The sequence below is a fragment of the Allobosea sp. AAP35 genome, assembly GCF_001295925.1.
In the GTDB taxonomy this organism is placed as follows: Bacteria; Pseudomonadota; Alphaproteobacteria; order Rhizobiales; family Beijerinckiaceae; genus Allobosea.
The window spans coordinates 97510-119485 of sequence record NZ_LJHQ01000011.1; the positions used below are offsets into that span (position 1 = coordinate 97510).

Genomic DNA, 21976 nt, shown 5'->3' on the forward strand with positions numbered 1-21976 from the left:
ATGGTCCGATCAGAACGAAAACGAACTGGACGAGCATTTCTCGCTCGAACTCGTCTGGGTCGATCCGTCAGGTAAATTGACGGTGTTTTCGATCGTGCGGCATTTCATGTTACTGGTGTCAGGAGTTGTCGCAGTGGGAGGCGAAACAATCGGCGCGGCTGCGCTGGCCTGAGCCGCCCGCCGCGCATCGGCCTCGCGATCCGCAATGCGCTGGGCTTCGCGCTGGTTTTCTGCCGTCATCATGCAGTTTGCGAAGGCATCGGTTCCGGCCGCGAACCCATAGCTGGCACATTGCCTTTCATCGGCTGCGCGCTGTTCCTTGCGTGAGACGCAGCCGGTCAGCCAGAGGGCCGCGATGACGGTCATCGCAAGTCCGGCTCTCCGAGGATGCCCCCGGTAAAGGCTGCTGACCCTCGCGGTCGCGAGCCTCGCCTCGACGTCCGGCCTGGAATAAACGCAACGAGCCATGGATCCCGCTTTCTGAAAATCGGCCGCCCACGACGCCAGACCGATGATCGCGCTGTGTCGCCGTCATTAATCGCGCTGGTTAAGCCAACGCCAGCCCCGCCCGTCAGGGCCTGAAGGATTGCATCGTCATGCTGAAGAACTGCAATATGGGATGAAAGCGGCTCCGTTCTGGAGCCCCTCGGCGACCCGATGCGTGGTTTGCGACCGCGTCCGACGGCAGCCATGGCAACCCGACCGCGCCGGAGTGGACATCATGGTTCCGCGCCTCGAACTCGATATTCGCGATCTGGAAAGCGCGGCTGTCGGCAGCGGCGTCCTCAGCGGCCTTGATGTCCTCGGCAACGGCGAGGACATGCTCGGGAGCAGTCACCATGAGTACCGGATCGTGGAGACCGGCTTCTACATTCATACGCAGGATTTCGCCGTCACGCACCGATACCAGTATCGCCTTGCGAGGCGGAACTATCTGACGTTTCAGTTCCGCCTCAGAGGCCGCCTGCAATACCTCATAGGCGGCCACCGGTTCGCATCCGGCCATGGCTCGCTGCGCATCACAGCCGATCCGCTGTCGTCAACCGATGTTAAGCCGACCGGCGACCGGCTCGTGGGACTGGGCATGTTCGTCGACAAGGCGCTCCTGACAGACAAGTTCGGCCTTCAGATCGATTTGATACCGGAGCACATAAGGCCGATGTTCCTGCCCACGGTGCACACGCGCCAGACCCTCGAACTGCCGATGTGCGCCGCGTCGCGCATGGCGGTCGAGGATATGGCGGCCTGTCGTTTCGTTGGTCCCTTGCGAACTGCCTATCTCAACGCCAAGGCCATGGAACTGATCTGTCTGGCCGTGTCGAGGCTCAACGACCGGTTTCAGCCTCATACGCTGTTTGGCTCGCGTGGCGGCGATCGCTTGTCGGAGGCGCTGGAGATGGCCGCCCTGATCTATCGGCGGAACATTTCGGCGCCGCCCTCTATCGACGCTCTGGCACGCCGTGTCGGACTGAACCGCACCTCGTTGACGGACGGCTTTCGCGAGCGTTTCCGCGAAACGCCGGCTAGTTTCTCGCGTCGGGTCAGGCTCGAATGGGCAAGCCAGCAACTCGAGGACGGCCGGCGATCAGTTGCCGAAACCGCCGCCGCATGCGGGTACACCAGCCAGGCGGCATTTTCTCGCGCATATGGGGAGCATTTCGGCGCTCCACCCTCGTCTCGACTGCGTCGCAACGCCTACCGTATCTGACGCTAGTTTGCCGCGTTCGCCTTCAGCGCGGTGCGGCAGCCCTCGGAAAGCTTGGCCACGTTTTGCTTGAAGCAGGCTGCGATGCGGCCGCCGCCGGGCTGGACGCCGGGGCAATGGGTGGCGATGTCCTTGGCGCAGGCGTTGCGCAGCGCCGCAGCGTTATCCTGGGCCAAGGCCGGCTGGGAGGCAGCGAACAGGAGCGCGGCAGCGCAGTTGGCGGCAAACAGGCGGTTCATGCGGAGCGCTCCCAAGGCGGATGTCGTGATGGCACGACGCATTCTGCAGACGAGAGCTTGCCGGATGATGAGGAAAACCTGACCAAACCGACAGGTTCGGTTCCGCGCGGTCGCCCGGCGATTGCCTGTCGGATGCGGCTCGTATAGGCGGGCGTCTCGGCTGTGTCCTCAACCGGATACGGACATCGCCGCGCGAGGCCTCGGTCTCAGCCCCTCCAGTATCCGGCCTTGACTTACGGGGTTCGTATCCCCGAGTGAGCAGGAGCGACGATCGATGACGATCTCCCTGACATTTCCCGATGGCGCGACGCGCGAATTCCCCTCCGGCATCACCGGAAAGGCGATCGCTGGCGGCATCTCGCCCTCCCTTCTGAAGCGTACCGTCGCGATGGCGATCGACGGCGTGGTCGTCGATCTCGCCGATGAGATCGCGAAGGATTCCAAGATCGAGTTCCTGACGCGGGACGATCCGCGCGCGCTCGAACTCATCCGGCACGATTGCGCCCATGTCCTCGCCGAGGCTGTGCAGGCGCTCTGGCCCGGCACGCAGGTGACGATCGGCCCGGTGATCGAGGGCGGGTTCTTCTATGATTTCGCCCGCAACGAGCCTTTCACGCCCGAGGACCTGCCGGTCATCGAGAAGAAGATGCGCGAGATCATCGCCAGGGACGCGCCCTTCACCAAGGACGAGTGGAGCCGCGACAAGGCCAAGGCCTTCTTCGCCGAGAAGGGCGAGGCCTACAAGGTCGAGCTCGTCGATGCGATTCCGGAAGACCAGACGCTGAAGATGTATGCGCAGGGTGAGTGGATCGATCTCTGCCGCGGCCCGCATATGACCTCGGTCGGCAAGGTCGGCACCGCCTTCAAGCTGATGAAGGTGGCCGGCGCCTATTGGCGCGGCGACAGCAACAACGCCATGCTGACGCGCATCTATGGCACGGCCTTCGCCAAGCAGGAGGATCTCGACGCGCATCTTCACCAGATCGAGGAGGCCGAGAAGCGCGACCACCGCAAGATCGGCCGCGAGATGAACCTGTTCCACTTCCAGGAGGAGGGGCCGGGCGTCGTGTTCTGGCACTCCAAGGGCTGGCGGCTGTTCCAGGAGATCCTGACCTATATGCGCCGGCGGCTGGCCGCCGATTATGAAGAGGTCAACGCGCCGCAGATCCTCGACAAGTCGCTCTGGGAGACCTCGGGCCACTGGGGCTGGTACCAGGACAATATGTTCGCGGTGAAGTCGGCGAGCGCGTTCGAGAACCCCAACGACCCGACGCGCGACCAGAAGGTCTTCGCGCTCAAGCCGATGAACTGCCCCGGCCATGTCCAGATCTTCAAGCATGGGCTGAAAAGCTATCGCGACCTGCCGATCCGGCTTGCCGAGTTCGGCGCGGTGCATCGCTATGAGCCCTCGGGCGCGCTGCATGGGCTGATGCGCGTGCGCGGCTTCACCCAGGACGACGCGCATATCTTCTGCGCCGAGGACGATCTGGCGGCCGAGTGCCTGAAGATCAACGAGCTGATCCTCTCGGTCTACGCCGATTTCGGCTTCACCGAGGATCTCGTCATCAAGCTCTCGACACGGCCCGACAAGCGCGTCGGCACGGATGCGATGTGGGACCATGCCGAGGATGTGATGAACCGCGTCCTGATCGAGATCGCGGCGCAGTCGGGCAACAGGATCAAGACCGAGATCAACCCGGGCGAGGGCGCCTTCTACGGGCCGAAGTTCGAATATGTGCTGCGCGACGCCATCGGCCGCGACTGGCAGTGCGGCACGACGCAGGTCGATTTCAACCTGCCCGAGCGCTTCGGGGCGTTCTATATCGGCTCTGATGGCGAGAAGAAGACGCCGAGCATGGTGCACCGCGCGATCTGCGGTTCGCTGGAGCGCTTCACCGGCATCCTGATCGAGAACTTCGCCGGGCATTTCCCGCTTTGGCTCGCGCCCGAGCAGATCCTGGTCTGCCCGATCACGTCGGAGGCGGATTCCTATGCCGAGGACGTCACGATCGCCTGCATGAATGCCGGCCTGCGGGCGCGAGCGGATCTGCGCAACGAGAAGATCTCCTACAAGGTGCGCGAGCATTCGCTGGCTAAGGTCCCGGTGATCCTGGCGGTGGGCAAGCGCGAGGCGGAGGAGCGCACGGTGACCGTGCGCCGTCTCGGCAGCCAGGCGCAGACGGTGATGTCGCTCGACGAGATGGTCGCGGCAATGACCGACGAGGCGATGCCGCCGGATCTGAAGCGGGTCAAGGCGGCAAGGGCGGCGAAGGCGGCAGGCTGATGGTGCGTCATTCTCGGGCGAAGCGAAGCGCAGACCCGAGAATCTCTTGCCAATGAGCCCTTCTGCCGGTGAGCAAACCTTGAGCGAGATGCTCGGGTCGAGCCCGAGCATGACGTGTATCTGACACCCCTCGCCAACCGCCACACCCACATGCCAGATTGCCGCCTATGCTGACGGGGTCCTATCGCAAGCGGCTCGATGCCGATCTCATTCGCTGGGTCGGGCAGGGGCTGGTCACGGCTGAGGCCGCCGGCGCGATCCGGCGTTCGGTCGCGGCTGAGGGTGGATTCAGACTTCCGGGGCTGCTCGGGCTGTTTGGCGGGCTCTTGATCGCCTCGAGCCTGGCGGCCTTCGTGGCGGCAAATTGGGAGGTGATCCCGCGCCTCATGAAGCTGGCGACGATCCTGGTGGCGCTCATCGCTTCGCTTGGTATGGCCGCGCGTCTCGACAGCCGGGGCTCGCGCGCGGCGGCGGATGGGGCGGCGACCTGCGGGGTCCTGATCTTTGGAGTCGGCATCGCGCTGATTGGCCAGATGTATCATCTGCCGGCGGATTGGCCGGCGGGCGCTCTGCTGGTGGCGCTGGGCGGGCTCGTCGTGGCGGCGCTGCTGCGCTCCAATGGCGCGCTGGCGATCGCCTTCGTGGCGCTCTGCGCCTGGAGCGGCGGGCGCTGGCAGGAGAGCCAGGGGGCGCTCCAGGCCGCGTTCTTCCTGGTCTATCTGCCGGCGCTGTGGCTGGCGTTCTCGCGCGACAACCGTCTGGTGCATCATCTGGCGGTGCTGGCGCTGGCGCTGTGGCTCGTGCTGTTGCCGGGCGACTGGATCGGCGGGCGCTTCGATTACGGTCTGCTCGCCTATGGGCTTGCGGTGTCGGCGACTTTTGTCGCGCTCGGCGGCTGGGCGCTCGATCGGGGCGGGCCGGCCCTGCTGACCTGCTGCCTGCCCTGGGGACTTGTCGGCTTCGTCCTCATTCTCGATGTCGAGCTGATCCGCATCCTCGACACACGCCAGTCGCGCGGCGGCATGGCGGCGGGACTGAACTACATCGCCTATGCGGTTGCGCTCGCGACCATCGCCGGTTTTGCCACTTCGGCGCGCGAGACGCGGTTCGCCTGGCCGCTGGCGGCGGCGCTGATCCTGGGGTTGCTGGTGCCAGCGGTGTTCTGGAGCGGCCTTGCCGTCGGCCTGCTCGGCAAGGCCGTCGTCGCCAGCCTGATCCTGGCGGTCGCGATCGCACTCGTCGTCGCCGGCGTCACGGGCGGGGTGCGGCGTCTGACGCTCGCCGGGTCGGGCATGTTCGGGCTCGCGATCCTGATCCTGCTCTGGCAGACGATCGGCACGCTGCTCGACCAGTCGCTGTTCTTTCTCGTGGCAGGGGCCGCCCTGCTCGGGCTGGCCGGCGCGACGCGGCGGCTCCTGGCGCGTCTGTCTCGCCCGGCGGGGGAGGCGGCCTGATGGCGATGCCAGCCTTGCGAGTGCCGAGCGCCGACGCGCTGCTGGGGCGCGTGCCGCTGCTCGGGCGCGTGCTCGCGGCGATGCTGATCCTGTGCGGGGGCCTGCTCGCGCTGGTCGAGAGCCGCGCCGGCATCCTGCGCAATGGCACAGAAATCCGCCTGAAGACGGTGCCGGTCGATCCGCGCAACCTGTTTCGCGGCGACTATGTTGTGCTGGCCTATCCGATCAGCACGGTGGAGCCGGCGGCGGGCGAGGGCGCCTTTCGCCGGGGCGATGCCGTGTTCGTCACGCTGACGCGCGATGCGGAAGGCTTTGCCCAGGCGACGGGGGCGTCTCGGACGCGGCCCGTTACGAGCGGGGGCGATCTCGTCATCGCTGGCCGTGTCCAGTCGACCGGGGCCTGCGGGCTGAACGCGGCCGGCGAGGCGGATTGTGCCACGGGCCGTCGGCGCCTGCGCGTTGCCTATGGGCTGGAGAGCTATTTCGTGCCGCAAGGCCAGGGTCGCCGGATCGAGACGACACCGAAGGCGGCCCTCGATGTGGTGGCGGCCGTCTCTGCCACCGGTGAGGCCGCGATCAAGCGCCTGCTGATCGACGGCAAGCTCGTCTATGCCGAACCGCCCTATTGAGGGAACGGCGCGACCGGCTGCAGCGTCACCAGTTGCCTTGGACAGACTGGCCCTTGTCACGGACGCCACACAGGGTTGTGAAGCGAAGTTCAGTGACCGTTAACCGCCTCGGCATTATGAACGCCACATGAACAAGCGGGTGCTGGCGTTCAGATCGGGAACCTGACGCGCCGACCCGAGGTTTCAGCGATCTCGTGTTTTCGCCAGCCGGATGTCGCCCGTGACGCAGGCCCTCACCTTGTCGCGCTTCGTGCTCCTGGGCCAGGGCCCTGCAGAGGGTGCCGCAGCCGTGGCGCGCGATGCGCGGATCGATGTGATCCGCGGCTTGGCTCTGCTGATCATCTTCATCAATCACATGCCCGGCAACATTGTCGCGGCCTATATGCCCCATAATTTCGGGTTCTCCGACGGCGCGGATGCCTTCGTGCTGCTGGCCGGCGTCTCGGCGACGCTCGCCTATGGTAGCCTGATCGAGCGTCGCGGGCTCGTCGTCAGCGGCCTGAAGATCGGGGCGCGACTCTGGACGCTCTACATCGCGCATCTGGCGATGTTCATCCTGGTCTGCGGCGTCGTCGCGGCGGCGGTGACGCGGACGCAAAACCCGCTCTACATCGAAGCGATCAACATCCAGCCCTTCTTCAGCGACACGCTGGCGGCGCTGGTCGATGTGCTGCTGCTGCGCTATCAGCCATCCTATCTCGACATCTTGCCGCTCTACATCGTGCTGCTGGGCCTTTTTCCGCTGCTCTATCTCGGTGTCCGCCGCAGCCCGCTCGCGACGGTGCTGGTTTCGCTCGGAATCTGGCAGGGGGCTGTGGCGCTGGGCCTTAATTTTCCAAATGTCCATGCGGCAGGCTGGTTTTTCAATCCCTTCGCCTGGCAGGTTGTGTTCACGCTCGGCATCGTCGTCGGGCTGGCGATGCAGCGCGGAATCTCCGCGCCCCGGGCCCGCTGGCTCGACGCGGTCGCGCTTGCGGTCGTCGTTGGCGCCTATCTCGCCAAGACCGCGTCGGGCAATCCAACCGGCATCGCGCTGTTCAACGACTGGTTCGACTCGGTGCAACTCGGCTCGGACAAGACGAATCTGGCCTGGAGCCGGCTGCTGCATGTGGTTGCGCTCGCTTGGCTGGCCATGCGGTGGCTGCCGGCTGGGGCGGGCCTCCTGACGCATGCGGTCGGGCGCACGCTCGCAGTCGTCGGCAAGCATTCGCTCGACGTCTTCTGTGCGGGAACGGTGTTGTCGATCGTCGGCCAGATCGTCATGGCCGAAACCGGCTTCGCGCTGGGGCCGCAGTTGCTCGTTTGCCTGGTGGGGGTTAGCATCCTGATCGGGTTGGGGATGTTCCTGACGTGGTACCAGTCGCTCACGCTTTCCGGCGGCCGCTCCGCCGCGCCTTCGCAGCCGGCTTCGTCTCAGCCGCAGTAATCCTTTGCGCGGCGACTTTGCCGGCATGGGCCGGGCCGATGACGCTTGCCGATTCAGCGGATCTGCGCTGCCGGGCTGGTGCGGCCGTCCATGGCTTCCGGCCGACCCTGCCGGTCACGACGCAGACCCTGCGCGACACAGGCAAGCTGACCATCGTCGCGATCGGCTCGTCGACGACGGCAGGCGCCGGCGCGAGCGGCGAGGACAAAAGCTATCCCACCGTGCTGCAGGACGAATTGCGGCGCCGTTTGCCTCAGTCCGAGATCCGCGTCGTCAATCGCGGCGTGGGCGGGCAATCGGCCTATGACATGCTGACGCGCATGGAGACCGACGTCATCGAGCAGGAACCGGCCCTGGTGATCTGGCAGACGGTGGCTGCCGATGTCGTCAATCATGTCGGCGAGGAGAAGCTTGCCAAGATTCTCAAGAAGGGGATCGGGAAGATTCAGGCCGCGGGCATCGATCTCGTGATGATGGATCTGCCCTGGCTCCAGCGCGAAGACCGCTATCCGCATTACGAGGACTACCGGGCTGTGCTCCAGCGCGCCGCTGCAGCCTCCAACGTGCCTGTCTTTCCGCGCTATGGGATGATGAAGGAGTGGGCGCGCTCGCAGCGCTTCACGCCGGAGGAACTGATCGGCATGAACGGAACGGAATTGGTCGAGGCCGGCTATCGCTGCCTTGCCATCCGCATTGCCGACGGGGTCGCGGCTGCCGTCTCGGCACCGCGCGCGGAACCCGCCGCGTCGCGCTGAGGCTTTACCGCGCCAGCACCTCGATGTCGCGATCGAGGCCGGATTCGACCTTGAAGTCGCGCGAATGGACCTGCCCCTCTTGCCGGGCGATCAGGACATAGTCGCCCTCGGCCAGGATGACCTGCGGGAAGGCGCCGATGGCCTCGCGAATGACGTCGCCGCCCGGTGTCAACACGCTGAAGGCGGTGCCCGCAAAAGCCTCGCCGCCGGGCGCGGCGACCAGCTTGAGCGTCACGCGGGCGGCTCGGTGGTGCAGCGTGGCATCGGTCACCTTGCCCGATTCGACCTTCACATCGGCGCGCTGGATCGCGTTGGAATCGCCATAGGTCGAGACGACATGGTAGGTTCCCTCCGGCAGGCGGATCAGTTCGCTCCCGCGTGCGCTGGTGACCAGGCGGCCTTCGGAATTCCCCTGCAGCGGCACGAAGACCTGGAAGCTCAGCTGGGCGGGGGCGATCGGCGCATCGCCGATCGAACCGGCCAGCGACAGCCCGCCGGCGCTGATGGCGATCTGGTCGCGCAGGCCTTGCGAGCCGAGCGTGACGCGCTTGGTGCCGCTGGCGAAACCATAGGCGGCATGGAGCAGATAGGTCCCGGGCTCCAGCGAGAAAACCGGTTCGGCGTCACCCGAGCGTGCCACGATCCGCGGGGGCGAGCCATCGGCGGTTTCGCTGAGAATGCGCCAGGCCAGCCCCGAGCGGATCGGCTTGCGATCGCTGGCGAACTGCGCCGACAGCGTCAGCGGCGCGAGGACGGCATTGGTGTCCGGGCGGGGCTCGTCGGGGACGGCGGCAGGCGCCGGGGTGGCCGGAGCCTGCGCGGTGGCGAGGCCGGACGTCAGGGACAGAGCGCAGACCAGCACCGCGATCGCCTGCCGGCGCCGTCCCGCGAAACCATCGAATTCAAACATGCTCACAGCCCCTGGTCGCCCTGCTGCTCCGTCACAGCAGGCTCGCTTGTCCTGATCATGGCAAGACACTAGGTCTGGACCTGTTCCTCGCATCCGGATGCTTCATGACCGATACGCTCTCCCTGCTCAAGCAGCGCCGCTCCGTCCCGCCCCAATCCCTGGCTGCGCCCGGCCCCGATGCCGGGCAGCTTGAGGAGTTGCTGACGATCGCCTCCCGCGTTCCCGACCATGGCAAGCTGGTGCCCTGGCGCTTCATCGTGTTTGCCGGCGAGGGGCGGGCGAAGGCCGCCGATGTGGTGGCGCAGGCCTTCCGGAACAGCAAACCCGACGCCAAGCCCGAGCAGATCGAATTCGAGCGCAACCGCCTGCTGCAGGCGCCGGTGATCGTGGCCGTCGTGTCGCGCGCGGCTCCGCATGTGAAGATTCCGCAATGGGAGCAGGAGCTCTCTGCCGGTGCGGTCTGCATGACGATGCTGGTCGCCGCGCAGGCGATGGGTTTTTCCGGCTGCTGGCTGACCAACTGGTTCTCTTTCGACCGCAGCGTGTTGGCCTCGTTCGGGCTTGCAGCTGAGGAACGGATCGCCGGCTTCATCCATCTCGGCACCGCGACAGCGGTTCCCGCCGATCGCGAGCGGCCGGTGCTCGCCGCCATCGTCAGCCATTACGGAGCCTCTGCGTCATGATCTATTCGCCCGCCCTGCAGGATCACGGCCTCGGCCACGACCCATTCAAGGCGATCGTGACGCCGCGCCCGATCGGCTGGATCACGGCGATGAGCGCCCAGGGCGAGATCAATCTCTCGCCCTACAGCTATTTCAACGCGGTCTCGACCCGGCCCCACATCGTGATGTTCTCCTCCGAGGGCAAGAAGGATGCGGTTGCCTTCGTCGAGGAGACGGGCGAGTTCACCTGCTCGATGGTGACCAAGGCGCTGGCCCATCCGATGAACCTGACCTCGGCACCGCTGGCGCGCGGCACGAGCGAATATGGCCATGCCGGGCTCGAGATGGCGCCCTCGCACTTCGTCAAGCCGCCGCGCGTGGCGGCAAGCCCGGCTGCACTCGAATGCAAGCTTATCTCGGTGCAGCAGCTGGTCGATCTCGACGGACAGGCGGTTGAACGCTGGATGGTGCTGGGCCAGGTCGTCGGCATCTTCATGGACGATGCCTTCATCCGCGACGGCCGCTTCGACACCGCTGCCGCCCATCCGATCGCGCGTTGCGGCTATGCCGACTATGCCGAGGTCGACCACCTGTTTGCGATCGAGCGTCCGGCTGGCGGGTGAGGAAAGCTGCCCCTGGGAGCGTTTCGCTTTCCACTGTAAGCTCAACCGTCATCCTGGACGACCGCAGGTCGGCCGGGATCCATTATCGGGCACGCCGTCGCCTTATGATGGATCCCGGCCTGCGCCGCTGCGCGGCTTGTCCAGGATGACGGTCGCGTTTCGTCAGACGCTTACGGCCTTCACGCGGTAGTCGCCGAGCGGGGTCAGCGCGGCGTTGATCGCGGCCGCGTCCATCGTTGCGCCTGCGGGCAGGGTCAGGCGCGGCGGCTCCAGCGTCACGGTCGTGCCCGGTGCGAGCTTCTCGGCGGCTTGCTGCACGCGCGACAGGCAGCCGCCGCAATGCATGCCCGAAACCTCGAAAATCTGAGTCATTGGAAGCGTCTCCAGCGGTTCATTCAGCCAACTTCACAGCGCGCGCCTTGAGGCGCAGCGCCCTGATCAGATGGGGACGATCGAGCATTTCGCCATCCAGCCCGATGACGCCGACCCCTGGATTGGCGTCGAAGAGCGCGATGATCGCCTCGGCCCGCGCCAACGCTTGCGGCGAGGGCGAGAAGATCTCGTTGATGGGCGCGACCTGGTCGGGGTGGATCGCCATCTTGCCGGCGAAGCCATCGCGCCGGGCCGCGAGGCACTCCGCGCGGAAGCCTTCGGCATCGCGAAATGCCGTGAAGACCGTGTCGATCGCATCGACCTGGGCGGCTGCGGCGGCAAACAAGGCGAGCGAACGGGCGAGGCGGTAGGGATCGGTATAGGCACCGGTTTCCAGCCGGTTGGTCTCGGCGCCGAGATCGGTGGAGAGGTCTTCCGCGCCCCAGGTCAGGGCGGAGAGCCGATGCGTCGCACCGGCATAGGTCCCCAGGCCGAAGATGCCCTTGCCGGTCTCGGTCGCGATCGGGATGATGGTGGTGCCATCGGGCAGGTCACATTCGGCTTCGCGAACGGCGATCTTGGCGGCGAGATGGCTGACATCGATGCCGCCTTCGGCCTTGGGCAGCATGATCGCGTCGGGCGCGCCGGGCATGATCGCGTCGAGATCGGCTTCGATCAGACCCGTCGTCAGTGCATTGATGCGCACGATCAGGCGCGGCCGGCGCGGCCGGGCGCGGGCTTCCTCCAGAAAGGCACGCGTGATCTCGCGGGCCTCCGGCTTGGCATCGAGCGCAACCGAATCCTCAAGATCGAGGATGAGCGCATCGGCGCCGCTCTCGAGGGCCTTCTGCTGCTTGCGGGGGCTGTCGCCGGGAACGAAGAGGAGGGAGCGCATGGCGGCTCAGACGTCGAGCGTGACGGGAGCGGGCTGGCGCCGCATGAAAGCCTGGCGCCGGCACTGCGCGACCAGCGTGCCGTCCTGCTTATAGGCGCGGTGCAGGAACTCGACGATGCCGGCCTCGGGACGCGAGCGCGATTCGCGCTTGGCGACAATCTCGGTGGTGCAGTTGACGGTATCGCCCTCGAAGAGCGGGGCCGGGAAGGTGACGTCGGTCATCCCGAGATTAGCGATGGTCGTGCCCACCGTGGTGTCGTTGACGGAGATGCCGATCATCAGCCCCAGCGTGAACAGCGAGTTCATCAGAGGCCTGCCCCATTCGGTCTCGGTCTCGCAAAAATGCGCATCGATATGAAGCGGTTGCGGGTTCAGCGTCATGTTCGAGAAGAGCATGTTGTCCATCTGCGTCACCGTCCGCGTGAGCCGATGTTCGATAACGGCGCCGATCTCGAAACCCTCGAAATAGATCCCGCCGCGCTGGTGGCGCTTGAGCTCTGACATCGTTCCCTCTCCGTGACATCGCGGCCGCCGTTACGTTACGCAGCCCCGGCGAATCCACCCCGATTAACCGTTCGCTTACCATAACCGGGCCACTCTCCCCACAGCGCCGCCAAGTCATGCGGCAGGCCGCCGCCGGCGGGTTCGCCCGAGAGTGCCGATGTTCCTGTTCTCCACCCCGCAGACGCGAGAAGCCCAGCCTGTCAATCCGGTCGTCAGCGCGATTCGCGACGGCGCCACCAAGACCGGGGCCGGCTTCGACTATCTCATGAAGACGGCGCAGCGGGAATCGTCGCTCGAGCCCGACGCCAAGGCCAAGACCTCGAGTGCGACGGGGCTGTTCCAGTTCATCGAACAGACCTGGCTCTCGATGGTGAAGCAGGAGGGACCCAAGCAGGGGCTCTCGAGCTATGCCGATGCGATCACCGAGACCGGCAGCGGGCGCCTCACCGTCGCCGACCCCGCCGCCCGAGAGAAGATCCTGGAACTGCGCAAGGATCCGCAGGTCGCCGCGGTGATGGCGGGCGCGCTGACCCAGAAGAACCGCGACCAGCTTGCCGGAGCGCTCGGCCGCCAGCCCCATGCCGGCGAACTCTACATGGCCCATGTGCTGGGCGCGCGCGGCGCCTCCGATCTGATCAAGGCGGCGGCCAGCGACCCGACTCGCGTCGCGGCAAAGGATTTTCCAGAGGCCGCCGCCGCCAACCGCAACATCTTCTTCGACAAGACCGGCCGGGCGCGTGGCGCTCAGGAGGTCTACGGCGTGCTCGCCGCCAGCCACGCCAACACACAGCTCGCGGCTTCGGCCACGGTCACGCAGGCGACGACGGCGCAGGGTGCCGACAAGCCGGCCGAGATCGCGGCTGCGCTGGCTCCAGGACGCGCCAAGGGGCTGATCGGCCTGTTCTCGACCGAGGGCTCGCGGGCGCCGGTCTCTCAGGCTGTCGCCAATCTCTGGGCGACGCCGCGCAGCGATGCCAGCCGGACGGCCGCGCTCGACGCCGCCGATCGCTATTTTCCGCGCCGGACAAAGTCCGACGCCACGGCCGTCGCGCCGACGGCGGCTGATGCTGCATCCGCCAATGCCGCAGCCGCCAATGCCGCTCCCGTCCGCGTGGCGAGCCAGGCGGTGGATGCGCCGCTGCCGCCCGCCCGGCCGGTGGAACTGACGCAGCCTGCTGCAACCGCCGCAACCACCGTAACCGGGCGATCCGGCGCCAAGGCGCGCCGGGCCCCGCTCGATCTCTCGGCCTTCATGATCCAGAGGAACGGCCGATGATCGTCCGCCGCTTCCTGCTGTGGGCCCGTACGGCCAATGCCGAGGAGCGCGCCCAGGGCGCGGCTGCGCTGGCAGGCGCCTATCTGCGCTCCGGCATGGCCGAGGAGGACCGGGCCGAGGCGGAGACGGCGCTGATGGCGCTGATCGACGATCCCTCGCCACGGGTGCGCCGCGCGATCGCCGAGGAGATGGCGTCCTCGCCGCGCGCGCCGCGCAATCTCGTTCTTGGCTTGATCGCCGACCAGAGCGATGTCGCAGCCCTGGTGCTGGCGCATTCGCCGGTGCTGAGCGAGGCCGATCTCGTCGATGCGGCGGCGGTCGGCGACAGTCTCGCGCAGCGCGCGATCGCGATGCGTCCCGGGCTGCCGGCTGGTGTCGGCGCGGCTTTGGCCGAAGTCGGCTGCGAGGAGGCGCTGGTGACGCTGGCGGGCAACCGCACCGCCGAGCTTCCCGATTTTTCGCTGGAGCGCATGGTCGAGCGGGCCGGCGACAACGGGGTGTTGCGCGAGGCGCTGCTGGCCCGTGTCGATCTGCCGCCGGGCCTGCGGCAGGCGATCGCTTCGAAGGTTTCCGATGCGCTGGCGAGCTTCGTTGCCGGCTGCGGCTGGCTGACGCCGGAGCGCAGCGCGCGTCTCGCGCGCGAATCGACCGAGCGTGTCGCGGTCGCGCTCGCGGCCGGCGGCGAGGATAGCGACGCGCCGGCCATCGTCGAGGTGCTGCGGCTCAATGGACGCCTGACGCCGGGGCTGATGCTGCGCTCGTTGCTCTCGGGCGAGCCGGCGCTGGCGGAAGCCGCCTTCGTCGCGCTCTCGGATCTACCCGAGGCCCGGGTCGCGGCGCTGTTGCGCGACCGTCGCGGCGCCGGCCTCAAGGCGCTCTATCGCAAGGCTGGACTGCCAGCCTCACTGCAACCGGCGTTCACCGCGGCCATCCTGGCCCTGAATGCACGCGGCTTCGATACCGCCGGGACCGGGCGCGGCCTGGACCGATCACTGCTGCGGCAGGTACTGATCGCCTGCGAGGGGCTCGATGGACCCGAAGCCCAGGCGTTGATGGGCCTGCTGCGCCGCATGGATGCGGAGGCCGCGCGCGAAGAAGCCAGGGCGATGGCCGATTCACTGGCCGACGATGCGGCGTTTGCCTATCTCGTGGAGGCCGATCCGGCGTTGCTGGTCGAACTCGAGATCGGGGATATCCGGCACGCCGCCTGAGCGGCGAATAGCCGTCTAGATGTTTTGCTCCGCCTCCAACTGAACGCAGTGGCGCATGACGTCGGCGCCGGTCTCGTTCCAGGTCGTGATCCCGCCGGCCATGATGACTTGGACGAGCCCCTCCGACAGCTCGGGCAGGGTGAGACCGAGCTTCATGGCGGCAGCGGCGTGGTTCTTCGCGCCGTTCTTCTGGCCGATCAGCGTGTCGAGCAGGGCGAAGATCAGCTCCTTGGTCTTGAGATCGAGCGCCCCGCCCTCGTCGCGGTCGCGCATGATCGAGGCGCGGATCAGGCCGTAGCCGGCGAAGGCGCCGGGCGCATGTTCGGACAGCAGGCTGAAATTATCCGGGAGGCGCCCGAAGGTCGCCATGAAACTGGCTTTGCCGATATCGGTCGCGGCCTCGGTGATGTCGTCTCGGGTTGTCACGGAATGTCCTCGGGGTTGGTTGCCGTCGGACCAAGCTAGACGCCTGCAGTGACCGCGACCACCGCCCGACACGACGCCCCTTTCCTCAATAGCCGAACTGCTCGCGCAAGATCCGCTCGTCGAGGCTGTGGCCGGGGTCGTGCAGCATGACGAGATCGACGTCGCGGTCGATCTCGATCTCGACGCGCAGCACATTGTCGATCTGGACATGGTCGGCGACCGCGCTGACCGGGCGCTTCTCGGCCTCCAGAACCTCGATCGTGACCTTGGCATGGTCGGGCAGGAGCGCGCCGCGCCAGCGGCGGGGGCGGAAGGCCGAGATCGGCGTCAGCGCCATAAGCGGCGCGTCAAGCGGCAGGATCGGGCCGTTGGCGGAGAGATTGTAGGCGGTCGAGCCGGCCGGCGTCGCCAGCAGCACCCCGTCGGCGATGAGTTCGGGCAGACGGACCTGGCCATCCACCGAGATCTTCAGCTTGGCGGCCTGGTAAGAGCGGCGCAGCAGCGAGACCTCGTTGATCGCCTCGGCGCGGACCTCCGTGCCGTCCTTGTCGATCGCCTTCATCGATAGTGGGTGGACGACGCTGCGCTGCGCCTCCGACAGCTTCTTGCGCAGGCCGCGCTCGCGGAACTCGTTCATGAGGAAGCCGACGGAGCCGCGGTTCATGCCGTAGATCGGCGTGCCGGTGCCGATGAAGCGATGCAGCGTCTGCAGCATCAGCCCGTCGCCGCCGAGCGCCACGATGACGTCCGCGGTGGCCGTATCGGCATTGCCATAGCGCTCGGTCAGCTTGGCGAGCGCGGCCTGGGCTTCGGGCGTGTCGCTGGCAACGAAGGAGATGGCCTGAAAGCGCTCGGTCATCATGCATCCTGAAGGCGGCGCGCCGTGTCGCGCAGACCGTGCCTTAGCATGGGTGGCGAGACAATCGCGAGCCGGCATGCCCGGAAAACGGCGCCTCATGAAAACAGCGCCCATCAAGACGACGCCCATCAAAACGAAGTCCATAAAAAAGGCCGGGGTCGCCCCCGGCCTGCGTCGTCTGGAACCTGGCCGCCAGTCTCAGACCGCGGGGGTCCACTGCACCGGCACCATCTCGAAGCCGTTGCCGGATTTGGCGATGTGGCCGGTCGCGGGGAAGGGCGCGTGGTAGAAGGCGACCTGCATCTTGTCGGCGGCGACCATGTCCAGCAGCTTGCGGCGGGTGGCGGCAGCCTGCGGGCCGTCCATGTCGAACACGGCCGACCAGTCGGGGTTGCGCACGAACAGGGCCGGGTGGTTGGTGGTGTCCGACATCACCATCAACGACTTGCCGCCCGAGGCGAGCGCGAAGGTGGTGTGGCCGGGCGTATGGCCATAGGCCGCCACCGAGGTGATGCCGGGCACGATCTCCTTGCCGGCTTCGAACTGCTTCACATCCTTGGCGATCGGCGAAAAGACGCGCCGGACATTGCCGAAGGCGCCCTTCATGGCTTCGGGGGCTGCGCTCATCTTGGCGTCGTCCATCCAGAAGGCCCATTCGGCGGCCGGCACCATGACCTCGGCATTGGGGAACATCGCGGTGCCGTTCTTCAGGCGGAAGCCGTTGATGTGGTCGCCGTGAAAGTGGCTGAACACGACGGTCGAGACATCCTTGGCATCGAAGCCGGCGGCCTTGAAGTTGGCGGCCCAAGTGCCCGAGGTCGGAGCGCCGGAATCGCCATTGCCGGTGTCGATCAGGGTGAGCTTGCCGCCCTGCTGCACAGCCAGCGTGGTGAAGCTGATGTTGAGCGCGTCAGCCGGCAGGAAAGCCTGCTCCATCGCCTTCTTGACGTCGGCGAGTTCGGCGTTGCGGACGAAGCCCTCGAGCGGTCGGCGGCCGAAGCCGTCGTTGATGGCGGTGATGGTGATGTCGCCGATCTTGTAGCGATAGAATCCGGGGGCCTGGTTCACGGGAGCTCCTTGGGCATGGGCGGGGCCAGAGCCCGGCAGGTCGAATGTGGCGGCGGCGGCGAGCGCGCCGGCGCCGACGATCACGCCGCGGCGCGAAAGATTGAAATCGGTCATCGTTCGTTTCCCTGGGCTCGGGTGGAGCCCGGGCTGGACCCTAGCGGGCCGCGCTGGCGGTGCAATTGCCGGGCGCTGTCGCAAGGGGAGGTCACGGGTCAAGTTTTCGTGAGCAGCGGAATCCCTGGGTCGGATTGCCTGCAATATCGTCGACGACACGGTCGGGGGTGGGGTTTCTTGCAAAGGCCCTCAGCATCGCTGCGCAGAGCGCGAGCGCGCCAAGCATGCCGCTGGCCGAGCAGTCCGCCACGAGGGCATGAAAGCTTGGATTGTCTTCATCGGTCAGGCACTGGAGACTCCAGCGCCAGTCCGGGGCCTTTTGGCGCAGAATGCTGACAGCGATGTCGATATTTCCGCTCACGGGGCCAAGCGCCTTCCACAGCGAGCCTTGCTGGTAGATTCCGCCAGCGGGTACCCTGTTGCTGACAAGGGTCCTCGGCTTGCGCCGGACTTGGTAGCCAACCGCCTCGTAGATGGCGGCATCGAGTTCCCGGTCGGGCCGCGCCGATGTTTCGCAGCGATCCGCCAAAGCGAGCAGCTTTTCGGGTTTATCCATCGTCATTCAATCGAGGGTCTGGGATGAGCGAGCCAAACTCGCAAGATCCAGCACCGGTTCGGCCAAAATCGGAGGATGACTGGTGCCGGCGGAGAGGATCGAACTCCCGACCTTCGGTTTACAAAACCGCTGCACTACCGCTGTGCTACGCCGGCGCCGTGAACGCAGGCCCCAAGGCCCGCATCGCACCTAGCGGTTATCAGCCGAGCTCTGCCGCCGCAAGATCGGAGCATGATCGAACTGCGATATCACCAAGCGAAGCCCTGCTGGTTTTGACGCCGGGAGATGCGCAACAAAAAACCCCGCCTTCGAGAAGGCGGGGCGTCGTCGAGACGAACCGAGCCGAGGCTCAGTTCTCGTGGGTCATGATGTCGCGATCCTTGGTCTCGGGCACCAGCAGCATGCCGATGACGAATGTCGCGAGCGCAAAGACGATCGGATACCAGAGGCCGTAATAGATGTCGCCGGTGCCGGCGACCATCGCAAAGGAGGTCGCAGGCAGCAGGCCGCCGAACCAGCCATTGCCGATATGGTAGGGCAACGACATGCCGGTGTAGCGGATGCGGGTCGGGAAGAGCTCGACCAGCGCGGCGGCCACCGGCCCGTAGACCATCGTGACGTAGATCACCAGGATCGTCAGGATGCCGATGATTGTCAGCGACTGGGCGCTGCTCAATGCGCTGAAGAAGCCGACCTTGACGATGCGGGCATCGCCCGGGGTCGGATATCCGGCCGCGACGGCCTCCTTGGCGACCGTTGCCGCGAAGGTCGCATCGACGGCGAGTTCCTTGCCGTTAACGGTCACCTTGGTGGGGGTCCCGGCAGGAGCAGGGGCCGAGGTGTAGACGATCGCCTGGGTTGCCAGCGTGCGGCGGGCGATGTCGCAGGGCGCGGTGAAGGTGCGGATACCGACCGGATCGAAGACCGAGCCGCAGGTGGCGGGATCGGCGACGACCTGGACCTTGACGTTCTCATGGGCCGCAGCAAGGCCGGGATTGGCGGCCTTGGTCAGCGCGCCGAACAGCGGGAAGTAGGTCAGCGCCGCGATCAGGCAGCCGGCCAGGATGACGGGCTTGCGGCCGATCCTGTCCGACAGCGAGCCGAAGAAGATGAAGCCGCCGGTGCCGATGATCAGGGCCCAGGCAATCAGCACGTTGGCCGAATAGAGATCGACCTTCAGGATGCTCTGGATGAAGAACAGCGCGTAGAACTGACCGGTGTACCAGACGACGGCCTGGCCCATGGTCAGGCCAAACAGCGCAATAAGCGCGATCTTGGCGTTTTTCCACTGGCCGAAGGCTTCGGTCAGCGGGGCCTTCGAGCCGGTGCCCTCTTCCTTCATCTTCTTGAAGGCCGGGGACTCCTGCATCTGGAGACGAATCCAGACCGAGATCGCGAGCAGGAAGATCGACAGCAGGAACGGAATGCGCCAGCCCCAGGCGGCGAACTCGGCTTCGCCCATGTTGACGCGGATCACCAGGATGACGAGCAGCGAGAGCAGCAGGCCCAGCGTCGCCGTGGTCTGGATCCAGGAGGTATAGAAGCCGCGACGGCCGGGAGGTGCGTGCTCGGCAACATAGACCGCCGCGCCGCCATATTCGCCGCCGAGCGCCAGGCCCTGCAGCATGCGCAGCGCGATCAGGATGACGGGGGCAGCCCAGCCGATCGTGTTGTAGCCGGGCAGCAGGCCGACCAGGAAGGTCGAGGCGCCCATGATCACGATGGTGACGAGGAAGGTGTATTTGCGGCCGATCAGGTCCCCCAGCCGACCGAAGAACAGCGCGCCGAAGGGGCGGACCAGGAAGCCGGCCGCGAAGGCGAGCAGCGCGAAGATCGCACGCGCGTTGGGATCGAACGCCGAGAAGAAATGCGCGCCGATCATGACGGCAAGCGAGCCATAGAGATAAAAATCGTACCACTCGAACACGGTGCCGAGTGACGATGCGAGAATGACGCGCTTTTCTTCCGCCGTCATGGGGCGCTTCGCAACTTTCGCCCCCGCTGCGTTTGCTGCCATTGTCATGGCGTATCTCCCCTGGGATGTTCCCGACAGCGGGAGAATCCACGCTGCCTGTTGCCTGTCCCGTCTGTTGTCGATGGGATGCCGGCCGAGCCGGACGCGAAGCCGCTGCTTCGCCAAACCGTTCGAGCGAACTGATGCGCGCCGAAAACTGACAATTCAATCAAGCACTTCGTCTTGGTCACTTCGTCTTACGACTTAGGACCAAGGAGCCGATGTCGGTGCCCCTGTCAGGCGGGTCGTTGCGGCTGCGATGGGTCGGACGGCGTCGTCCCCGCCTTGAGCAGAGTGGGCGCTTCCAAAAGCGGATCATCGAGCTATAGTCGCGAGCGGAGGCCTGTCGGATGCGGATGAGGAGGAGCGCCATGTCGCGCACCGGGACGTTTCGCCTTGGCCTGTTGCTTGCGGTCCTGCTGGCGCCCTTGTCGGTGGCGGAGGCCGCCGGGTCGGGCCGGTCGTTCAGGCATGCTCCCGGGGTGCTGAAACCGGCCGGCGTGGGCCTTCACGAGAGGTTTGGCCACACAGCCGCGATCCGGCATGACCGGTTCACCGAGCGCGGCGGTCGTCACTGGCGGCGCGGTCGCGGCCCGCTCGCGGCTGTAGGCTATCCGGGCCCCTGGTCCATGACGGACGGGCAGGGTTCCGTGCATGCGCGCTCGGTTGATCGCGATGACGCGATCCGTCCCGTTGACCGCCGCTCCTTCGAGCATATGCCCGTGCAGGTCGGGATCGTCCGCCCCCCAACGCCGGAGCCGACGCTCTATCGGCTCGAGGGGCGGCGCGACCGGCCGGCGACGCGCGTGATCCGGATCAACGATCCCGAGCCGCGCGATGCGCGCCGCAGCCGCTTCGCCCATGCCGAGACGGGTGCGCTCTTACTGACGGTGCCGCGCCGCTGAGCGGCGAAGCAAGGGTTCCACAATCCGGTTCGCGCCTCGTCCGAACTCAGCGGCGGCGGCTGGCGGCGTAGAGCGCGATCGCGGTGGCGTTGGAGACGTTGAGGCTGGTGATCGTGCCCGGGACTTCGAGCCGCGCGACCTGGTCGCAGAGGTCGCGCGAGCGCTGGCGCAAGCCTTTCCCCTCCGCGCCCATGACCATGACCAAGGGACGTTTCAAAACAACGTCGTCGAAGGGCACCTCCCCATCCGAATCGAAGCCGATGCGCTGAAAGCCGCGCTTGCCGAGTTCGGCCAGTGCGTCGCCGAGATTGCGCACCGCGATCAAGGGCACATGCTCCAGCGCGCCCGAAGCCGATTTCGCCAGCACGCCGGTGGCGGCGGGCGAGTGACGGATGGTGACGATGACGGCGGCCGCGCCGAAGGCCGCCGCCGAGCGCAGGATCGCGCCGACATTGTGAGGATCGGTGATCTGGTCGAGCGCCAGCACGATCGCATCGTCGGCCAGGCTGTCGAGATCGGGCGAGGGCAGGGGGTCGCAGACGAGATAGAGCCCCTGATGCACCGAATCGGGCGTCAGCAGCCGGTCGATCTCGGAGGGGCGCACGATCTCGGGCTCCAGCGGCAGATCGCCGATCTCCTCCTGCAGGCGCTTGACGCCGTTTTCGGTGGCCAGCAGGCGCCGGTGGCGACGGTTGGGGTTGCGCAGCGCCTCGATGACGGGGTGGACGCCGTAGAGCACGGCCTCGTCGATATCGCCGGGGCGATGATGCAGGGTGCCGTCGGCGCGACGTGGGCTGGTCTGGCGTGGGGCGGCGCCAGGCGAGTTCTCGCGGCGCGGCCGATCGCTCGGGTCGCGCTTGTCGCTTCCGTCCGGCTTGGGGCGAAACGGTGCGGGCATTCTCGTTTTCTCCTGCAGTGCTCGCCCATGCCCTGACATGACATCTCCAGCTTGACCAGCATGGAATTGCCGGCAGGCGCCACGATGCCCATGGGGCAGACGGGTTTTAGCCGTTGACAGGGCGCGGCCCGGTCACCATAAGTCCGGCCGCGCCAGTTGCCCGTCACGCAAGTGACATGGGTGCCGCCCGA

At 66.6% G+C, this 21976-nt stretch carries 23 protein-coding genes and 1 tRNA gene; 11 read left to right on the forward strand and 13 right to left on the reverse strand.

Annotation, left to right across the window (positions count from 1 at the left end):
• Window positions 1-9 precede the first annotated feature (9 nt).
• On the reverse strand, window positions 10-366 hold the full coding sequence (locus IP69_RS05830; protein ID WP_054141874.1) for a hypothetical protein: 357 nt from the start codon (window positions 364-366) through the stop codon (window positions 10-12).
• A 355-nt stretch (window positions 367-721) separates the two neighbouring features.
• Between IP69_RS05830 and IP69_RS05835 the strand changes: the two genes are divergently transcribed.
• Entirely contained in the window at window positions 722-1708 is a 987-nt protein-coding gene (locus tag IP69_RS05835) for a helix-turn-helix domain-containing protein (protein ID WP_197279692.1), read from the forward strand.
• 2 nt (window positions 1709-1710) lie between these two features.
• Here the strand turns inward: IP69_RS05835 and IP69_RS05840 are convergent, their stop codons facing one another.
• Window positions 1711-1944 carry a cysteine rich repeat-containing protein gene (locus IP69_RS05840; protein WP_054141876.1) on the reverse strand — a complete coding sequence of 78 codons (234 nt, stop codon included), beginning with the start codon at window positions 1942-1944 and terminating at the stop codon, window positions 1711-1713.
• Window positions 1945-2218: 274 nt separating this feature from the next.
• Between IP69_RS05840 and thrS the strand changes: the two genes are divergently transcribed.
• The 5 genes from thrS (at window position 2219) to IP69_RS05865 (ending at window position 8492) form a co-directional block, all read left to right on the forward strand.
• Window positions 2219-4228, forward strand: coding sequence for a threonine--tRNA ligase (gene thrS, locus IP69_RS05845; protein WP_054141877.1), 2010 nt, complete (start codon window positions 2219-2221; stop codon window positions 4226-4228).
• Between the two features lie 167 nt (window positions 4229-4395).
• Entirely contained in the window at window positions 4396-5682 is a 1287-nt protein-coding gene (locus IP69_RS05850; protein WP_054141878.1) for a DUF2157 domain-containing protein, read from the forward strand.
• Window positions 5682-6311: a GDYXXLXY domain-containing protein gene (locus IP69_RS05855; protein WP_082359005.1), complete on the forward strand. Its 630-nt coding sequence runs from the start codon at window positions 5682-5684 to the stop codon at window positions 6309-6311. The genes IP69_RS05850 and IP69_RS05855 overlap by 1 nt, the downstream gene beginning before the upstream one ends.
• Before the next feature lie 220 nt (window positions 6312-6531).
• Entirely contained in the window at window positions 6532-7737 is a 1206-nt protein-coding gene (locus IP69_RS05860; RefSeq protein WP_197279694.1) for an OpgC domain-containing protein, read from the forward strand.
• A 38-nt stretch (window positions 7738-7775) separates the two neighbouring features.
• Window positions 7776-8492 (forward strand): SGNH/GDSL hydrolase family protein, encoded by a 717-nt coding sequence (locus IP69_RS05865; RefSeq protein WP_054141881.1) that lies wholly within the window; start codon window positions 7776-7778, stop codon window positions 8490-8492.
• Between the two features lie 4 nt (window positions 8493-8496).
• On the opposite strand, the gene IP69_RS05870 is transcribed toward IP69_RS05865, so the two are convergent.
• Entirely contained in the window at window positions 8497-9402 is a 906-nt protein-coding gene (locus tag IP69_RS05870) for a hypothetical protein (RefSeq protein ID WP_054141882.1), read from the reverse strand.
• Window positions 9403-9506: 104 nt separating this feature from the next.
• Here IP69_RS05870 and IP69_RS05875 point away from each other — a divergent pair, with 104 nt between their 5' ends.
• Window positions 9507-10085, forward strand: coding sequence for a nitroreductase (locus IP69_RS05875; RefSeq protein WP_054141883.1), 579 nt, complete (start codon window positions 9507-9509; stop codon window positions 10083-10085).
• Window positions 10082-10687 carry a flavin reductase family protein gene (locus IP69_RS05880; RefSeq protein WP_054141884.1) on the forward strand — a complete coding sequence of 202 codons (606 nt, stop codon included), beginning with the start codon at window positions 10082-10084 and terminating at the stop codon, window positions 10685-10687. The genes IP69_RS05875 and IP69_RS05880 overlap by 4 nt, the downstream gene beginning before the upstream one ends.
• Window positions 10688-10849: 162 nt before the next feature.
• Here the strand turns inward: IP69_RS05880 and IP69_RS05885 are convergent, their stop codons facing one another.
• From IP69_RS05885 to IP69_RS05895, 3 genes are read right to left on the reverse strand one after another with little or no spacing between them, the layout of a single operon-like run.
• The gene (locus IP69_RS05885) at window positions 10850-11059 is read right to left on the reverse strand and encodes a hypothetical protein (protein ID WP_054141885.1); all 210 of its coding nucleotides are present in this window, start codon (window positions 11057-11059) and stop codon (window positions 10850-10852) included.
• A gap of 19 nt (window positions 11060-11078) precedes the next feature.
• On the reverse strand, window positions 11079-11954 hold the full coding sequence (locus tag IP69_RS05890) for a CoA ester lyase (protein WP_054141886.1): 876 nt from the start codon (window positions 11952-11954) through the stop codon (window positions 11079-11081).
• A gap of 6 nt (window positions 11955-11960) precedes the next feature.
• Entirely contained in the window at window positions 11961-12458 is a 498-nt protein-coding gene (locus tag IP69_RS05895) for a MaoC family dehydratase (protein ID WP_054141887.1), read from the reverse strand.
• Between the two features lie 157 nt (window positions 12459-12615).
• Between IP69_RS05895 and IP69_RS05900 the strand changes: the two genes are divergently transcribed.
• Together IP69_RS05900 and IP69_RS05905 are read left to right on the forward strand one after the other, a co-directional pair.
• The gene (locus tag IP69_RS05900) at window positions 12616-13734 is read left to right on the forward strand and encodes a hypothetical protein (protein WP_082359006.1); all 1119 of its coding nucleotides are present in this window, start codon (window positions 12616-12618) and stop codon (window positions 13732-13734) included.
• Window positions 13731-14945, forward strand: coding sequence for a DUF2336 domain-containing protein (locus IP69_RS05905; RefSeq protein ID WP_054141888.1), 1215 nt, complete (start codon window positions 13731-13733; stop codon window positions 14943-14945). Before IP69_RS05900 ends, IP69_RS05905 begins: the two co-directional genes overlap by 4 nt.
• Before the next feature lie 15 nt (window positions 14946-14960).
• Here the strand turns inward: IP69_RS05905 and IP69_RS05910 are convergent, their stop codons facing one another.
• The 6 genes from IP69_RS05910 to IP69_RS05935 form a co-directional block, all read right to left on the reverse strand.
• The gene (locus tag IP69_RS05910) at window positions 14961-15371 is read right to left on the reverse strand and encodes a carboxymuconolactone decarboxylase family protein (protein ID WP_054141889.1); all 411 of its coding nucleotides are present in this window, start codon (window positions 15369-15371) and stop codon (window positions 14961-14963) included.
• 85 nt (window positions 15372-15456) lie between these two features.
• Window positions 15457-16230, reverse strand: coding sequence for an NAD kinase (locus tag IP69_RS05915; RefSeq protein ID WP_054141928.1), 774 nt, complete (start codon window positions 16228-16230; stop codon window positions 15457-15459).
• Window positions 16231-16428: 198 nt separating this feature from the next.
• Window positions 16429-17412 carry an MBL fold metallo-hydrolase gene (locus tag IP69_RS05920; RefSeq protein ID WP_054141890.1) on the reverse strand — a complete coding sequence of 328 codons (984 nt, stop codon included), beginning with the start codon at window positions 17410-17412 and terminating at the stop codon, window positions 16429-16431.
• Window positions 17413-17503: 91 nt separating this feature from the next.
• Complete coding sequence (locus IP69_RS05925; RefSeq protein WP_156323309.1) at window positions 17504-17974, reverse strand: hypothetical protein; 471 nt, start codon at window positions 17972-17974, stop codon at window positions 17504-17506.
• 74 nt (window positions 17975-18048) lie between these two features.
• Window positions 18049-18123: transfer RNA gene (locus IP69_RS05930), tRNA-Thr, on the reverse strand.
• 194 nt (window positions 18124-18317) lie between these two features.
• Window positions 18318-19943, reverse strand: a complete 1626-nt coding sequence (locus IP69_RS05935; RefSeq protein WP_054141892.1) for an MFS transporter — start codon at window positions 19941-19943, stop codon at window positions 18318-18320.
• Between the two features lie 410 nt (window positions 19944-20353).
• Between IP69_RS05935 and IP69_RS05940 the strand changes: the two genes are divergently transcribed.
• Window positions 20354-20887, forward strand: coding sequence for a hypothetical protein (locus IP69_RS05940; protein WP_054141893.1), 534 nt, complete (start codon window positions 20354-20356; stop codon window positions 20885-20887).
• Window positions 20888-20933: 46 nt separating this feature from the next.
• On the opposite strand, the gene IP69_RS05945 is transcribed toward IP69_RS05940, so the two are convergent.
• Window positions 20934-21785, reverse strand: a complete 852-nt coding sequence (locus tag IP69_RS05945) for an RNA methyltransferase (RefSeq protein ID WP_082359007.1) — start codon at window positions 21783-21785, stop codon at window positions 20934-20936.
• Between the last annotated feature and the right edge of the window lie 191 nt (window positions 21786-21976).

Excerpts from the sequence above, each read along its gene's own strand:
- IP69_RS05940 (WP_054141893.1), top strand. The coding sequence starts at position 20,354 with ATGTCGCGCACCGGGACGTTTCGCCTTGGCCTGTTGCTTGCGGTCCTG.
- IP69_RS05850 (WP_054141878.1), top strand. The coding sequence starts at position 4,396 with ATGCTGACGGGGTCCTATCGCAAGCGGCTCGATGCCGATCTCATTCGC.
- IP69_RS05870 (WP_054141882.1), bottom strand. The coding sequence starts at position 9,402 with ATGTTTGAATTCGATGGTTTCGCGGGACGGCGCCGGCAGGCGATCGCG.
- IP69_RS05830 (WP_054141874.1), bottom strand. The coding sequence starts at position 366 with ATGACCGTCATCGCGGCCCTCTGGCTGACCGGCTGCGTCTCACGCAAG.
- IP69_RS05840 (WP_054141876.1), bottom strand. The coding sequence starts at position 1,944 with ATGAACCGCCTGTTTGCCGCCAACTGCGCTGCCGCGCTCCTGTTCGCT.
- IP69_RS05915 (WP_054141928.1), bottom strand. The coding sequence starts at position 16,230 with ATGACCGAGCGCTTTCAGGCCATCTCCTTCGTTGCCAGCGACACGCCC.
- thrS (WP_054141877.1), top strand. The coding sequence starts at position 2,219 with ATGACGATCTCCCTGACATTTCCCGATGGCGCGACGCGCGAATTCCCC.
- IP69_RS05885 (WP_054141885.1), bottom strand. The coding sequence starts at position 11,059 with ATGACTCAGATTTTCGAGGTTTCGGGCATGCATTGCGGCGGCTGCCTG.
- IP69_RS05855 (WP_082359005.1), top strand. The coding sequence starts at position 5,682 with ATGGCGATGCCAGCCTTGCGAGTGCCGAGCGCCGACGCGCTGCTGGGG.
- IP69_RS05875 (WP_054141883.1), top strand. The coding sequence starts at position 9,507 with ATGACCGATACGCTCTCCCTGCTCAAGCAGCGCCGCTCCGTCCCGCCC.
- IP69_RS05905 (WP_054141888.1), top strand. The coding sequence starts at position 13,731 with ATGATCGTCCGCCGCTTCCTGCTGTGGGCCCGTACGGCCAATGCCGAG.
- IP69_RS05895 (WP_054141887.1), bottom strand. The coding sequence starts at position 12,458 with ATGTCAGAGCTCAAGCGCCACCAGCGCGGCGGGATCTATTTCGAGGGT.
- IP69_RS05880 (WP_054141884.1), top strand. The coding sequence starts at position 10,082 with ATGATCTATTCGCCCGCCCTGCAGGATCACGGCCTCGGCCACGACCCA.
- IP69_RS05900 (WP_082359006.1), top strand. The coding sequence starts at position 12,616 with ATGTTCCTGTTCTCCACCCCGCAGACGCGAGAAGCCCAGCCTGTCAAT.
- IP69_RS05945 (WP_082359007.1), bottom strand. The coding sequence starts at position 21,785 with ATGCCCGCACCGTTTCGCCCCAAGCCGGACGGAAGCGACAAGCGCGAC.
- IP69_RS05865 (WP_054141881.1), top strand. The coding sequence starts at position 7,776 with ATGACGCTTGCCGATTCAGCGGATCTGCGCTGCCGGGCTGGTGCGGCC.
- IP69_RS05925 (WP_156323309.1), bottom strand. The coding sequence starts at position 17,974 with ATGACGATGGATAAACCCGAAAAGCTGCTCGCTTTGGCGGATCGCTGC.
- IP69_RS05935 (WP_054141892.1), bottom strand. The coding sequence starts at position 19,943 with ATGACGGCGGAAGAAAAGCGCGTCATTCTCGCATCGTCACTCGGCACC.
- IP69_RS05890 (WP_054141886.1), bottom strand. The coding sequence starts at position 11,954 with ATGCGCTCCCTCCTCTTCGTTCCCGGCGACAGCCCCCGCAAGCAGCAG.
- IP69_RS05835 (WP_197279692.1), top strand. The coding sequence starts at position 722 with ATGGTTCCGCGCCTCGAACTCGATATTCGCGATCTGGAAAGCGCGGCT.
- IP69_RS05920 (WP_054141890.1), bottom strand. The coding sequence starts at position 17,412 with ATGACCGATTTCAATCTTTCGCGCCGCGGCGTGATCGTCGGCGCCGGC.